Origin of the sequence: Rhizobium sp. RHZ01 (assembly GCF_014851595.1) — a bacterium.
GTDB classification, from domain to species: Bacteria; Pseudomonadota; Alphaproteobacteria; order Rhizobiales; family Rhizobiaceae; genus Rhizobium; species Rhizobium altiplani.
The window spans coordinates 56,444-70,418 of record NZ_JACUZZ010000013.1; the positions used below are offsets into that span (position 1 = coordinate 56,444).

Genomic DNA, 13,975 nt, shown 5'->3' on the forward strand with positions numbered 1-13,975 from the left:
GGAAAGATTGGTGTTACTTCTTTGCCAAAGAAAATCTTTGGTATACGGGTACGCCGAGTGAATCTTTGATGTTGAGGGGCATCGAACTTGTTTAAGGACAAAAGAATTTTTGCAGCATTGTCTGCGACGGTTGCTTTGAGTTTTTCGTTTTATGCTGATGCAAATGCAATGTCTCTGCAGCAGGCTATCGAAAAGACGATGAAAACGAACCCGCAGATCTTGCAGGCTGCGAAGGATAGAGAAGCTATCGAGTTTGAACTACGTCAAGCGCGCGGTTTATACTTGCCATCCGTAGATTTGGAGAGCGGGATCGGGCGCCGTCGCTTGTCGAACGAAAGTTCCGGTTCGCTGAGAGATGATCATGACTATCTGTCGCCGGGCGATGTTGGTCTGACGATCTCGCAGACACTTTATGATGGCGGCAGCCGCCGCGCCCAGGTCGAACAGCAGGCTTCGCGCGTCGATGGCGCGTCCTTTCGGGTTCTCGAACGGTCTGAGTCGCTCGCACTCGAAGTGACGCAGGACTATCTGGAATACATGCTCCAGAACCAGATCGTTGCTGCCGCCAAGCAGAACGTTGCGTTCCATACGCAGATGGTCGGCGACATCGACGAGAGCATCAAGGGCGGTGCGCTCACGGACGCTGACCGCCTTCAGGGCAGCGAACGTCTGCAGGCCGCCAAGGCCCGGCTGCGCGAAGCGCTCGAAGAGCTTGAGCAGACGAAAATCCGCTTCCTTCAGGTCGTCGGCGAGCCAATCACCAATGCGCAGACGCCGCCGTCCGTTGGCAAGTACGTCCCGAAGACGCTGAACGACGCGGTCTTCGTCGCCGCCAAGAACAGCCCGCGCATCTATTCGGCCAATGCCGACGTCGATGCGGCCGATGCCGGGGTTCGTGGTGCGCGCGCCAACTACCTGCCGAAGGTCAATCTCGAAGGCTCGGCCCGCGTCGGCAACGACATCGATGGCGACGAAGGCAACACCAACGACTATCAGGTCCGTGTCGTTGCCCGCTGGAACCTCTATCGCGGCGGCATCGACGTTGCGCGCGAGCAGGAGCAGATCCGTCGTGCCGGCGAGCAGCGCTACAATCTCGCCCAGGTTCAGCGCGAGGTCTCGGAGTCGGTCCGTTCCGCCTGGAACGAGCGCGTCAGCCGCGGCGAGCTGTCCGGCATCCTCAACAAGCAGGCCTCGATCAACAACCAGCTCGTCGGTTCCTACCGCGAGCAGTTCAAGGTTGGCCAGCGCTCGCTGCTCGATGTGCTCGATGCGCAGAACACGAAGTTCAACACTCAGGTTCTCGCTGATACCGCGCGCGTTGCGTCGCAGTTTGCCGAGTACAAGATCCTGGCGGCGTCGGGCAATCTGCTTCAGACGATGAAGCTGAAGCCGGTCGATCAGTCCAAACCTTATGCGCGGGAAGAGTTTGTTGTCCCCGCGGGCGTCGCGAATCCTGGATATGTCGAGCTTGATTCACATCAGAAGGCCGGTATGCCCCTGGACCTTCTAGCGCCAATTCGACAGCAATAGTCGACGTGGCCATGGAACAATGCTGAACGTAGCGCTCGGGACCTCCAGCAGCACACCGCTGCAGACATTCAAAGCCGCATTCAAATCCGTGGCTGCGTTCTATGGCCGACCAAGCTCCGACACGGTCCTCTTCTCCGGTCTCCCGGATGAGGTGACCGAGTCGCTTGAGATCGACGATGTCGAGCGCATGGCCGAGCGCATCGGCCTGCAGGTGATCAAGCATCAGGAGCGCGAGTGCCGCCAGAGCAATTTCGATTGCCCGGCGATCGTCGCGTTTGCCGACGGCAGCGTGTTGCCGCTGCTCGAGGTCGCCGAGGACGGCTCCTATGTCACTGATATCGTTCCGATTGCCGGCAACGCGATCCGTCTGACGCGGGAAGAATTCCTGGCGCTGAAGCCGCAACTGGCCTTTGCCTTTACGCTTTACTATCAGAACGCCTCGGAAGAGGCGCTGGTCGGCAATGCCGTCGAGATCGAGAAGCGGCACTGGCTGGCAACGACGCTTGCGCCTTACTGGCGCACCTATGTCCGCGTCATGGTCGCGGCACTCTTCATCAACCTGATCGCGCTCGGCTCGCCGCTGTTCACGATGAACGTCTATGACCGGGTGCTGCCGAACAAGGCGATCCCGACGCTCTGGGTTCTGGCCGCGGGTATCTCGCTTGCCTATGTCTTCGATTTCCTGCTGAAGACCGCTCGCTCGTCGCTGATCGACTATGCCGGACGCAAGGCGGATCTGCGCCTGTCGCAGCTGCTGTTCGACAAGGTGCTGAATTCGACGCTCGCCTCGCGGCCGATGTCGACGGGCGAATATGCCAACCGCGTGACGCAGTATGAATTCGTTCGCGAGTTCTTCACGTCGAACACGATCGGCGTCCTGATCGACAGCCTGTTCGTCTTCATCTTCCTCGGCGTCATTTATCTGATTTCCGGCTGGCTCGTCGTGATCCCGGCGGTCGCCTTCGTCCTGTCGGTCGCAATCGGCTTGTGGGCGCAGGCCGCGATCGGCAAGCGCATGGCGACGGCCGCCAACGAGGCGTCGCGTCGCCAGTCTCTGCTGGTGGAAACGATCTCGACGATCGAAACGCTGAAGAGCCTGCGCGCCGAAGCCACTATGCTGCGCCGCTGGCAGGAACTGACAAAGTATTCGAGCCGCACCAGCGAGGATATCAAGCACATCTCGACGAACGCCATCAACATGACGATGTTCATCCAGCAGATGGTGAGCGTCCTGATCGTGATTGCCGGCACCTACGAGTTCTCCGAAGGCCGCATTGCCATGGGCGCGATCGTCGCGACGGTCATGCTGGCAAGCCGCGCCGGCGCGCCGCTCGGCCAGATCGCCATGACGCTGGCGCGGTTCCGTCAGGCGACCATGTCGCTTCGCATTCTCGACAAGATCATGGAGCAGCCCGACGACCGTCCGTCCACGGTCGGCTTCGTCAATCGCGAGATCACCCGCGGCGCTTTCAGCTTCCAGGATGTGTCTTTCCAGTATCCGGGATCGGACTATCCCGTCATCAACAAGCTGTCCTTTACCGTGAAGCCCGGCGAGCGCGTCGGCATCATCGGCCGCATCGGCTCGGGCAAGACGACGCTCGGCCGCTTGCTCGACGGACTCTTTTGCCCTTCGGGTGGTCGCGTGCTGATCGATGGCGTCGATATCCGCCAGTACCACATGGCCGAGGTTCGCTCGGCGGTCGCCGTGGCCGGCCAGTCCTCCGATCTCTTCTCGGGAACGGTGAAGGAAAACCTGCTGATCGGACGCGCCGATGCGACCGACGAGGAGCTGCTCGAGGTCGCCCGCATGACCGGTGTCGACGAGTTCGTCGGCAATCATCCTCGCGGCTTCGACATGCCCGTCGGCGAACGCGGCACCAACCTGTCGAGCGGCCAGAAGCAGGCGCTGACGATTGCGCGCCTGTTGCTGACGAAACCGAAGATCGTGTTTCTCGACGAGCCTTCGGGCGCCATGGATCTGGCGACCGAGCGCAATCTGATCGCGCGCCTGTCGAAGGCTATCAGCCGTGACACGACGCTGTTGATCGCCACCCACCGCTACAGCATGCTTGAACTCGTCGATCGCCTGATCGTCATCGATAAAGGACGCATCATCGCCGACGGTCCGAAGGGTGCGGTCATCGAGGCCATGCAGCGTAAACCAGCAGGGGCGCAGTCATGAGCCTCAGCAATCGTCACGACAATCCTCCGCTTCTCGCCCGCGGCATTCTGGCATTGGTGGCGCTCGTCATTGCGAGCTTCGTCGCCTGGGCGGCTATTGCCGACATCAACGAGATCGCCCGCGGCGAGGGCAAGGTCATTCCGGTCTCGAAGACGCAGATCATCCAGTCGTCGGAGCCCGGGGTCGTCCAGCAGATCGCCGTCGTCCTCGGTCAGGTCGTCCGCAAAGGTCAGCTACTCGTCCAGCTCGATAATACAACGACGACCTCCACCCTTGGCGAATCCGTTGCCAAGGCGCGTGCGCTCGGTGCCAAGGTTGCGCGCCTGAAGCTCGAGGAAGCTGGTCAATACGATACGCCGTTCATTTGCCCGGAAGAGATCCTGGCCGTCGCGAACGATGTGTGCGCAAACGAGGAGCAGCTTTTCGCTGCCGATCGCGCCAGCTACCAGAACAAGCTTGGCGTCTTGCAGGAGCGCGTGCGCCAGCGCGAGAACGAGCTCAGCGAAGCCCACGCCAACATCGATCGCCTGCAGCAGAATATCGAAGGTGCCCAGCGCCAGTACGACCTAATTTTCCCGCTGGCACAGAAGAAGCTGGTGGCGCAGACGGAAGTGCTGAAGACCGAGCGGGATCTCACCGACCAGAAGGGCCAGCTCAAGGTTTACCAGGAAAGCATCGACCGCCTGCAGGCTGCCGTGCAGGAAGCCAAGCTGCAGCTCGGCGATCTTGCCCTCGAACTGCGTCAGCAGGCGCTGACGGACAAGGCGCAGGCGCTGGCCGAGCTTTCGGTCGTCGACGAGACCATCCGCGGCGCGTCCGACCGCGTCAAGCGCACCGACATCCGCTCGCCTGTCGACGGCATCGTCAACACGCTCGAGGTCAACACCATCGGCGCCTATGTCGATCCGGGCCGTGTCATCGCCGGCATCGTTCCGACCGCTGACACGCTGCTGGTCGAAGCCAAGATCTCGCCGCGCGATGTCGCCTTCGTGCGCCGCGGCCAGCCTGCCGTCGTCAAGGTCACCGCCTACGACTTCTCGATCTTCGGCGGCCTTGAGGGCGTCGTCGAGAATATCTCCGCAGACAGTCTCGTGGAGAAGGAAAAGGGCGAGACCTACTATCTGGTACAGGTCAAGACCGACAAGTCCGCGCTGGAGCGCAACGGCAAGTCCTATCCGATCATCCCCGGCATGGTTGCCTCGGTCGAGATCATGACCGGCAACAAGACCGTGCTGAGCTACCTGATGAAGCCGATCAACAAGGCGCGCAGCGAAGCGCTGACGGAGCGATAGGATGCTGATCGTCAAGCCAGGCAGCAACGCACTCACCGAACTCGAGCCGATCGAGGAGCCTTTGCCGGCCATCGGCGCCGAGGAGATCGAGCCGCGCTTCCGTGCGGTCGTCGGTCGAGGCGGCGAGCGCCGCGGTATCCGCCTCGAGCGGATCTACTGGGATGGCCTCGGGCGCATGTCGTCGGCCGGCAAGATGAGCACGGCCGACCTCGTGCACTATACGGCCTCGCAGATGCCGGAGTCCGGCAACCTGGCCTCGCTGCTGCGTGTGCTCAGCTTCAAGTGGGCGCTGCGGAGGCTGGATACCGTCGAGGACGCCTCGTCCATGGCAAACGTCAATGCCATCATCCAGGCGTCGCCGTCGCCGACGATCCTGCTGACACAGGAAAAAAAGATCCAGCTCTTCAACGATCCCTTCCTGACCATGCTGCGCCAGCGTCTTCCGCTTGGTGATGCGGCGCAGTTGACGAAGAGCTTGCGCTTCTCGATCGACACGCAGATCGATGAGGCGATCGCCACGCTCTATCGCAACAGGGGCAAGACGCTGAACACCGGCTTCACCATAGCCGTCGGCTCGGCCTCGATGAAGGGCCAGATCAATCTGGCTTTGGCGCCAACGCATGAGAAGCCGATGCTGATCGGCTATGTCTCTCGTTACTGACCAGAAAATCCCAGACATGAAAAAAGCGGCCGAGATTCAGCCGCTTTTTCTGCATCTTGCCGGCGATTTTCAGAACGTCGTGCCTTCGCCTGGAGCGACCTTTTCGAGTGGCAATGCCGAGGCAACCTGCTTGGCGCCGGTGCGTGTTCCGTGCAGGTAGCCCTTGCCGTCCGCGATCGAGTAGAGTGGCACATAGTCGGGCAGCTTGGTATCCGGCAGAACCTCGTCACGCATGTTGTCGAGAATGAAGCGGTTGCCGTTCACCGCAACAGAAAGCACGGCGTGGTAGAAATGGCGCTTCTGATCGAACAGGACAATGACGGACATGTCCTTGAGCTCGACGCCTTCGGCGTGCAGCGCGGCCATCTTCAGGATCGCGAAGTCCTCGCAATCGCCCTGCTGGCGCGAGAGCGTTTCGGCGGGCGTCGCCCAGTAGTCGGCCACCTTGTAGGTGTCGATGTCGCGGCTGTAGCGGATCGTGTGATTGATCGTGATGTTGACCGCGTTCAGCTTGTCGCGGATCGAGGACTGCGACGTCTTGCTGAAGGCAACTTTGATCGCGGTCGCGGCCCCGGAGCACTTGCCTGCGCTGCAGTCAATTGCGGTTCCATCCGTCATTTCCGACAGGGACGGTTCGAGCTTCTTCAGGGCAGCCAGTCGTTTGAAAGGAATGGCAACCGTCCCGAAAGCGGCGCCACCTGCCGGCGCGGCGATCGCCGGACGCGCAACCGGTTGGGCTGGAGCGACGCTCTCGTTCACCCAGCCGGCCGGCTCGGGCTGTAGCGAGCGCGTCAGCGCGGCAACGTCGATGGTGCCGATGCTTTTCGTCGCAAGGCTGAGGAGGTTGGCGACGCCGCCGAGCGTCAGGGCGCGGGCCGTTTCAGCCGCCAGGTCAACGGAGTAGATCCCGCCTGACATTTGCGAAGACGGCAATACGGATGCCGCCGAAATATTCGGTGCAAATGCGGCTGAAAATGCAGACAAAGTAAAAGCAGCGATATTGCTTGTTTTTATACTGCGCTTCATCGATGGTTGTCTCTCGTTGGCTGCGAGAAACGTACAAAACATCTATAAAAATCAGGTATTTAAGCGTGGATAAGGTTGGTATAAATTATCTCTTCAAAAGAACATAAAAGTTTAGTGTGCCCGTAAACCAAGTTTGGGCGAAGGGTTTGCTTTCCGGTGTTGCCTGTGCAGATATGAAATCCTGTCAAAGGGCCGGAAAAGGCCGCGATTGCGAGTGGTGGGGGAACAGGTGACAGTGCAGTCAATCGAGCCGGTGCAAGGCTCGCATGGTTTACGCTCGACACGGCAAGTGTCGCCTTCGGAAGGCGCCGGTCCCCTCAAACTCATCAAATTCGTTCTCGCAATGTCGATCGTCGTCGCCTGCGGTGCGCTCATGGGCTGCCAGTCCGACGTCGATGGCATCGCCAAGAATGTGAAAACCAACGATATCAAGGCACCTTCGAGCGAGGTCGAGGAAAGCTTCGGAGAAACGGGAGCGGAGATCACGCTGCTGCTGCCCAAGGGCGCGACCGGCATCTATGAGGGTGCTGCGCGTGACGTGCGCGACGGTGCCGGCCTCGGCGTCGGCGAACTCGGCGGCAACCAGGTCTTCGTGAAGGTTGTCGACGTGGCCTCCGGCGCTCCAGCCGCCGCGACCGCGGTCAGCGAGGCGAGGGCGCGCGGTTCCGTTCTCCTCGTGAGCTACGCATTGCCTGCCGTCACCTCGGCTATCGCTGCGGTGCCGGCTGACCAGCGGCCGGCTTTGCTCAATCTGGGCGCCCCTGTGCCGCCAACATCGGGCAATGTCTACAACTTCGTTTCCGATGAAATCGACAGCGCCATTGAAGGCGTGCAGGTAGCCGCCGCCAGCGGCCACAAGAAGGTGCTGGTTTTCGCCCAAAACGACTTTCCCGCTGCTGACGAGGCCCGGTTGGCAAGCGCCATCCACGCCGGCGGCGGCACGTATCTCGGCCTTGCCCGCTACGATCTGACGGACGCTGCCGCCGCTGATGCGGTCAAGAGGGCGGGCGCCAATCTGCAGAATGCCGATACCGTGCTCGTTCTCGGGAAAACGGTGATCACCACGACCATCGCCGGCGCCGTGAAGGCCAGCGGCAAGACGAACGTCACCTTCGTCGGCACAAGCGCCTGGCCGCCGCAAACGTATACGGATCCCTCGGTGGCAGGCACGGTGATTGCCATGGTCGAGCCCGAAGGCGCGACGATGATCGCCGAGCGCTACCAGCGGCACTACAAGCGCGCACTCTCCACCGACGCGGCTTACAGCTACGATGCTGTTGCCGTTGCCTCGGGCATTGTCCGGACAAAGGGACCGGAGGGAATGAACGCACAGAACCTGACCAGCAAGGTCGGCTTCCGCGGCGTGACCGGTCTCTTCCGGATGACGCCGGCGGGTACCGTGGAGCGCAAGATGAGCCTTTATTCCCTTAACGGCGGCAAGCTCAGCCTGCTCGGCGCCACGCCGGCCTCGTTCTGATAACCCACACACTTGGACATCGGACCGTATGGGTCCGCCTTCACCAAGCGCCGTGCTAGGCGCTTAGAGACCCGGCCGGCAGGTGCTTCGCCCGGCAAACGGAAGGGTAGTTGCCGCGCCGCCATTGTCTCCTGCTAATCAGGAGTCAGGGCACGAATTCACGTCAAACGGCCAGGCAGCATTCTTTTTGCTCTCACTTGGCGGCCTTGTCGGTGCCAAGTAGGTAGCCTCCGTCCCAGTGATAGATCTGCTTGTCGTCGACCGTGACCTTGACGACCGCCTGGAATCCGGCGAGCGTCCCGCTGCCGGCATGAAACGCACAGGTTCCCTGCATCGGGCTGGCGGTGTCGTAGGTGACGCAGTACCCCACCGCCGTATCTCCGTTTCCTACGGCAATAACCGTCGTGCTACTGCCGAAAAGGGGACTGCCGGTCACCGGCCCATAGTACAAGATCTTGGTGCCCGCCGGGATCGCCGCGAGGTTCGATTCCGTAATCGTGCAGAAGCTCGGCGCCTCGCCGGTGTACTGGCTGCACTCCTTGGAGATCTTCAGCGGTTGCATAGCCGGTGCGGCGGCCGCCACGGAAGCTAGTGCCAGGATGGCGCCAGCCGACAGGATCAACAGTCTGCTCATTGCCTAGTCCTCGCTATCTCCTCTCCTCGCAATTCGCTGCTTGGGCTAGGGTTGCCATGCCTCGCCGCCGGCTCGCCAAAGTCCGGACCCTAAGGCCGTGCAGCCGCAAAGAAGGGCTCCGGACTCTCCACTTCGATCAGCCGCCGGCGCTCGATCTGCCAGAACCGGTTGCCGATGGCGCGCACGAAGCTGCGGTCGTGGGAAACAACAAGGCAGCTCGCCTGGTGGGCCATGAGTTCGCCCTCCAGCGCTTCCTGCCCGTCGATATCGAGGTGGTTGGTCGGCTCGTCGAGCAGATAGAAGTTCGGCTCCGCCAGCCGCAAAACCAGCATGCCGAGCCGTGCCTTCTGCCCGCCCGACAGCCGCCCGACCGGACGCGACTGCATGTCGATGGTCATGCCGGCCCCCGCGAGCAGCGCCCGCGCTCGCTGGTCGCCAACGTCGAAGCGGCGGATGATCGTCTCCATCGGCGTATCGCCGTCCTTCAAGTCGGCCAGCGCCTGGTCACGATAGCCGAGCACCAGCGAAGGGGTGGCCTTGATGCCATCCTGCGCCGTCTCCGCGTTGCCGATTGCCTTTCGAAGCATCGCGATCAGCCGCGATTTGCCGGCGCCGTTCTCCCCGAGCAATACGATCCGGTCACCCTGGCAGATGAACTGCTTGCCGGTCCGGTAGAGCGTCGTGCCTTCAGGGGTACGGACCTCCGCGTCGTCGAGTGTCACAAGCACCTTGGCATGCGTGCCGCGGTTGGCGAGCTTGATCGCACCGGCCGATCGCTCGAGATGGGCGGGCTTGGCCGCATCCTCGAGCTTGTCGGCGCGTTGCTTCAGCTGCTTTGTCTTGACAACCAGCAGGTCGCTGCCGGAGTTGATGCCGATATTGTTGAGTTTCGCCGCCTGCTTGCGCAATTGCTCGGCCGTCTTCATGTCGCGTTCGTAGCGTCTCCTGTCGGCCGCATCCGCCTCATCAAGCGCTGCCCGCGCCCGGCTGTAGGGCAGGGAGAAGACCTGCGACTGCTCCGGCCGCAGGAACAGCGTACGATTGGTGACGGCATCGAGGAAGGCACGGTCGTGGCTGGAGATGATCACAGGCACATCGCGGGGCAGCGCGTTCAACCAATCCTCAAGCGCCGCGATCTTGCCGAGATCGAGGTGGTTGGTCGGCTCGTCGAGCAGCAGCGCGTCCGGCTCCATCACCCAGGTGCGCGCCAGCATCGCCAGCCGTTGCCAGCCGCCGCTGAGCCGCCCGACCGGGCGGCTGCGCAAGGCTTCGGGCACGTCCAGCGAATCCAGCACGATGTCCACGCGCCAGCTTTCGTTCGCCTGCTGATCGGCAGGCAGCGCCTGCAGGACAGCATCGTGGAACGGCACGTCAAGCAGCTTGGCCGGCACGTCCTGTTCGACATAGCCGATCGTCAGCCCGCGCGAGCGCGTGATGTCGCCGTGGGTTGCCTCGAGCGCTCCTGAAATGCAGCGGAGCAGTGTGGACTTGCCGCGGCCGTTGGCGGCGACGAGCCCCAGACGGTCGCCGGCATTGATGACGAGGTCAAGCTTGGCAAAAAGCGGTGCGCTGAGGGTGACGCCGAGATTGCGGATATTGATAAGGGTCATGATCTTGCTCTGGTCTTGCCGAGCGATCACACGGGCGAGGGCATGCAGCCTTCATCGCGTGCGTGTGCTTCGAGCTCGGTGGATGAGTATTGCAGACGGGCGAATGCCCAAACTGCTGCCACGAAGGGCAGACCAGGGAAGAGAGTTTGTGAGAAACGGTCTCTGGTCAGCCCTGCAAACGCATTTGCAGGGCGTTGACGGGGCCACGTTGCCGGTTGAACCGGAAATAGAAATTTTGCACGCGACCCTCCTTTCTCTTTGAGTGCATAGGAGAAATAGCATTGCGGACCCAGGAATGCAACCAAAGCGCTTGTGCTGCGCGGTCGCGCTCCCGAACTTGCATTGGGCAGCGTGGTTGCTGTAAGCGGCTCGACAGGTATTCTTAAATTTCCAGGAGAGACGCCATGGCAGGCGGTGACGACGATTACGTTTATGATGAAGTGACGGGCGAATGGCGTCCGGCTTCGGAAATGGCTGCCGCGGCCGCGCAGGCCGCTGAGGTCCGGGATGCTGCCGGAAACGTCCTCAAGGACGGCGATTCCGTCACCCTCATCAAGGATCTGAAGGTGAAGGGCGCCAATCAGACCCTAAAGCAGGGCACGGTCATCCGCTCGATCCGGCTGACGGATAACCCGGAAGAGATCGACTGCCGCCACGACACCATCAAGGGCCTTGTCTTGCGCACGGAGTTCGTCCGCAAGCGTTGAGCGCGTGACGGGCAGAAGATTTCGCGGGGCGGAACGAGGGCGATAACCCCCTTCCGCTCAGCGCTTCAAACTTCCGAGGATGCCGCGCACCAGGGCCCGGCCGACCTGTGTCGCCACCGTACGGGCCACGCTCTTCATCGCCGCTTCCACGACCGTTTCGCGCTGGTAGCCGGAGGAGCGGGCGCGGCCCTGGCTCTTGGCCTGCGGTTCGGTCTCATCATCGCCGAAGCCCGGCAGTGTCCAGCGGCCCGAGGCGCTGCCCTCGGTCGGCTCGGTCGGCTGCACCTGCTTGGCTGCATCGGAGTCGGATGCCTTCTTGGCGCGCGCCGCCAGAATCTCGAAGGCGGATTCACGATCGAGATCTTCGTCGTAGACCCCGAGCACCGGGCTCTTATCCATGACCTGCTGGCGCTCCGGATCGGTCAACGGGCCGACGCGTCCGGACGGCGGGCGGATCAGCGTCCGCTCGACGATCGAGGGTGAGCCCTTCGCCTCCAGTGTCGACACCAGCGCTTCGCCAGTGCCGAGCGTAGTGATGACGGTGGCGCAGTCGAAGGCAGGGTTGGGACGGAAGGTGTCCGCCGCTGTCCTCACAGCCTTCTGCTCGCGCGGCGAATAGGCGCGCAGCGCATGTTGCACCCGGTTGCCGAGCTGAGCGAGCACGGTTTCCGGCACATCGAGCGGGTTCTGCGTCACGAAATAGACGCCGACCCCCTTCGAGCGGATAAGACGCACGACCTGTTCGACGCGCTCGATCAGTACCTTCGGCGCGTCGTTGAAGAGCAGATGCGCCTCGTCGAAAAAGAAGACGAGGTTCGGCTTCTCGGGATCGCCGACTTCCGGCAGTTCCTCGAAGAGCTCGGACAGCAGCCACAGCAGGAAAGTCGCATAGAGCCGCGGGTTCATCATCAACTTGTCGGCGGCGAGCACGGAAATCTGGCCATAGCCGCGGTTGTTGGTCCGCATGATGTCGGTGATCTTGAGCGCGGGTTCGCCGAAGAAGTGCTCGGCACCCTGCTGTTCCAGCACAAGGAGACCACGCTGGATCGAGGCGACCGACGCCTTCGAGATCAGACCGAACTGGCTGGAAAGCTCGGTTGCGTTCTCCGCCATGTAATTCAGCAGCGAGGAAAAGTCCTTGAGGTCGAGCAGAGGGAGGCCGCCCTGGTCGGCGAGCTTGAAGGCGATGTTGATGACGCCTTCCTGCGGCTCGGAGGCATCCATCAGCCGCGCGAGGAGCAGCGGCCCCATTTCGGCAATGGTGGTGCGGACGCGATGGCCCTTCTCGCCGAAGAGGTCCCAGAAGATGACCGGGAACTGGTCGAACTCGTAATCGTCGAAGCCGATCTGCTCGGCGCGCTTGGTGAGAAAATCCTTCGGTTCGCCCTTGGCGGCGATACCGGAAAGATCACCCTTGATGTCGGAGCAGAAGACGGGCACGCCGGCCCTCGAGAAGCCCTCGGCCAGCACCTGCAGCGTTACCGTCTTGCCGGTGCCGGTTGCGCCCGTTACCAGGCCGTGGCGGTTTCCGAATTTCAGGTCGAGATATTCCGGCTTGTTGATGCTGTCATCCGAATTGCGGCTGACGCCGACGAAAATCTTGCCATCCTCGAGCATTTCGAAAATTCTCCCTGCGGCTGTCGGCGCCGATTGCGTCAAAATGCGGAGCGTCGTTTCCGCATGGTCATTGTAATATCGCTTCCCTGTTATAAGCAGGGAGCCCGGTGCGGACAACTGTCTGCATTAAAAGGAAAAGTAGGATAAAGCGTGCTTTTGCGGCCGGCGGCTTGAGTTGCCCGGAAAGTTCGACTAACGTTGACGTTAACGTCAAAAATAGGAGGCTGACAATGAATGAAATCGTAGACCAGATCGCCGCGCGTGTGGGCATCACTCCGGAACTGGCCGAAAAGGCGGTGGGCATGATGCTCGGCTTCCTGCAGCGCGAGGCGGCAGACGGTCCGGTCGCCAAGATGATCGAAGCCATTCCGGGCGCTTCCGACCTCGTTGCCAAGTACAACGGCGAAGGCGCGAACGGCGGCGGGATCCTCGGCAGCATCATGGGCGCGCTCGGCGGCGGCGGCATTATGGCGCTCGGCCAGCAGCTGATGTCGGAAGGCCTCGGCATGGGCGAGATCACCACGCTCGCCAAGGAAACCATCGCGATTGCCGAGCAGCACGCCGGCAAGGAAGTCGTGGACGAGGTTGTCGGCTCGGTTCCGGGCCTCAGCCAGTTCGTCTAAGCGGCAAAACGAGACTTTTGGCGGGCGGGCTTGTTCCCGCCCGTTCGCTTTTGTTACGGCGTGACGCCAAGCAAGGCCAGCCAAGCTTGCGACTGGTCGCCGGCAGCCTTGCGTCCGGCATCGTCAAGCACACGGGGGCCGCAATAACGGTCGATGTTGGTTCGGTCGGTGTCGTTGATCTCTGGGTTGTGCGATGCCGCAATAACCTGACGCCAGGCACAGCCAAGGACGGGCTCGACAACGATGCCCTCGTTGCAGCCGGTGCTCAGGCAGAAAGAAATTTTCCTCTGACTTTCGATGCGACCGGCGATGGCATCCGCGTAAAGGCCGGTCCAATCAGCACGGATCTGTTCGCAGCGCTCGGCAGCGTCGCTTTGCTGGCAACCGATCTTCGGAACATAGCTGTCCGCGGGTGGCCAGTCGGCAACCTCAGCGAGGCTGACGCATCCACAGGCAAGAAGAACGGCTGCAATCAACTGCGACATCGGGCCTCTTAACCGGCAAGAGAATCACTGGAGACAAGCTACAGCTTCTCTTGCGTGTTAGGGAGGCACTTCTGAAGCGTCATGGCATCAAAGCCGGCAAGGCAGCCGGTTTAATGCTTGCTCTTCGTTTC

General features: G+C 61.7%; 12 protein-coding genes. 7 read left to right on the forward strand and 5 right to left on the reverse strand.

Features of this window, described 5'->3' with window-relative positions; all coding sequences use genetic code 11:
• Positions 1-168 precede the first annotated feature (168 nt).
• From IB248_RS15220 to IB248_RS15235, 4 genes are read left to right on the forward strand one after another with little or no spacing between them, the layout of a single operon-like run.
• Positions 169-1,530, forward strand: coding sequence for a TolC family outer membrane protein (locus IB248_RS15220; RefSeq protein ID WP_112666360.1), 1,362 nt, complete (start codon positions 169-171; stop codon positions 1,528-1,530).
• A 19-nt stretch (positions 1,531-1,549) separates the two neighbouring features.
• The gene (locus IB248_RS15225) at positions 1,550-3,712 is read left to right on the forward strand and encodes a type I secretion system permease/ATPase (protein WP_169682920.1); all 2,163 of its coding nucleotides are present in this window, start codon (positions 1,550-1,552) and stop codon (positions 3,710-3,712) included.
• Positions 3,709-5,004 (forward strand): HlyD family type I secretion periplasmic adaptor subunit, encoded by a 1,296-nt coding sequence (locus IB248_RS15230; protein WP_169682918.1) that lies wholly within the window; start codon positions 3,709-3,711, stop codon positions 5,002-5,004. The genes IB248_RS15225 and IB248_RS15230 overlap by 4 nt, the downstream gene beginning before the upstream one ends.
• 1 nt (position 5,005) lies before the next feature.
• The gene (locus IB248_RS15235) at positions 5,006-5,665 is read left to right on the forward strand and encodes a ribbon-helix-helix domain-containing protein (protein WP_113161963.1); all 660 of its coding nucleotides are present in this window, start codon (positions 5,006-5,008) and stop codon (positions 5,663-5,665) included.
• 69 nt (positions 5,666-5,734) lie between these two features.
• On the opposite strand, the gene IB248_RS15240 is transcribed toward IB248_RS15235, so the two are convergent.
• Positions 5,735-6,598 (reverse strand): transglutaminase-like cysteine peptidase, encoded by an 864-nt coding sequence (locus IB248_RS15240; RefSeq protein ID WP_246733752.1) that lies wholly within the window; start codon positions 6,596-6,598, stop codon positions 5,735-5,737.
• A 322-nt stretch (positions 6,599-6,920) separates the two neighbouring features.
• On the opposite strand from IB248_RS15240, the gene IB248_RS15245 reads away from it, so the two are divergent.
• Positions 6,921-8,168: a hypothetical protein gene (locus IB248_RS15245; RefSeq protein ID WP_169682914.1), complete on the forward strand. Its 1,248-nt coding sequence runs from the start codon at positions 6,921-6,923 to the stop codon at positions 8,166-8,168.
• 193 nt (positions 8,169-8,361) lie between these two features.
• On the opposite strand, the gene IB248_RS15250 is transcribed toward IB248_RS15245, so the two are convergent.
• Both IB248_RS15250 and IB248_RS15255 read right to left on the reverse strand, forming a co-directional pair.
• Entirely contained in the window at positions 8,362-8,802 is a 441-nt protein-coding gene (locus tag IB248_RS15250; protein WP_169682913.1) for a hypothetical protein, read from the reverse strand.
• 89 nt (positions 8,803-8,891) lie between these two features.
• Positions 8,892-10,412 carry an ABC-F family ATP-binding cassette domain-containing protein gene (locus IB248_RS15255; RefSeq protein WP_192241165.1) on the reverse strand — a complete coding sequence of 507 codons (1,521 nt, stop codon included), beginning with the start codon at positions 10,410-10,412 and terminating at the stop codon, positions 8,892-8,894.
• Between the two features lie 404 nt (positions 10,413-10,816).
• Between IB248_RS15255 and IB248_RS15260 the strand changes: the two genes are divergently transcribed.
• Positions 10,817-11,119 (forward strand): alkylphosphonate utilization protein, encoded by a 303-nt coding sequence (locus IB248_RS15260; RefSeq protein ID WP_018859604.1) that lies wholly within the window; start codon positions 10,817-10,819, stop codon positions 11,117-11,119.
• Between the two features lie 57 nt (positions 11,120-11,176).
• On the opposite strand, the gene IB248_RS15265 is transcribed toward IB248_RS15260, so the two are convergent.
• Entirely contained in the window at positions 11,177-12,736 is a 1,560-nt protein-coding gene (locus tag IB248_RS15265; protein ID WP_169682909.1) for a helicase HerA-like C-terminal domain-containing protein, read from the reverse strand.
• A gap of 230 nt (positions 12,737-12,966) precedes the next feature.
• On the opposite strand from IB248_RS15265, the gene IB248_RS15270 reads away from it, so the two are divergent.
• Positions 12,967-13,359, forward strand: coding sequence for a hypothetical protein (locus IB248_RS15270; RefSeq protein ID WP_169682907.1), 393 nt, complete (start codon positions 12,967-12,969; stop codon positions 13,357-13,359).
• 53 nt (positions 13,360-13,412) lie between these two features.
• Here the strand turns inward: IB248_RS15270 and IB248_RS15275 are convergent, their stop codons facing one another.
• Positions 13,413-13,844 (reverse strand): hypothetical protein, encoded by a 432-nt coding sequence (locus IB248_RS15275; RefSeq protein WP_113471599.1) that lies wholly within the window; start codon positions 13,842-13,844, stop codon positions 13,413-13,415.
• Between the last annotated feature and the right edge of the window lie 131 nt (positions 13,845-13,975).